This window comes from Clostridioides sp. ZZV14-6150 (genome assembly GCF_020657875.1).
Lineage (GTDB): Bacteria > Bacillota > Clostridia > Peptostreptococcales > Peptostreptococcaceae > Clostridioides.
The window spans coordinates 1-306 of record NZ_JAGWDA010000097.1; the positions used below are offsets into that span (position 1 = coordinate 1).

Below are 306 nucleotides of genomic sequence, written 5' to 3' on the forward strand. Positions count from 1 at the left end.
AGGTCGAGGACTTGACCAATATTTATTTGATGTTCATTAATTAAAATATATATGTAGTTTTTAGAGTGTTAACTCTATGTATTTAAATTTGTCAATAATTAGAGATTTTTAAGAGTTTTATAAGCTAAAAATCGAATGAAAAAAGTATTGACATAATAAGACAAAGATGTTATTATAATACTTGTCTTAGAAAAAAGATAAATGAAAATTTAGACAATAATCTGGTTATAATAGCAGAGAGGATACACCTGTTCCCATTCCGAACACAGAAGTTAAGCTCTCTAGCGCTGATGGTACTTGGTGGGA

At 28.4% G+C, this 306-nt stretch carries 1 rRNA gene; it reads left to right on the forward strand.

Features of this window, described 5'->3' with window-relative positions:
- Nucleotides 1-220: 220 nt before the first annotated feature.
- Nucleotides 221-306: ribosomal RNA gene (rrf, locus tag KGF41_RS20680) — 5S ribosomal RNA — on the forward strand; the annotation flags it as partial.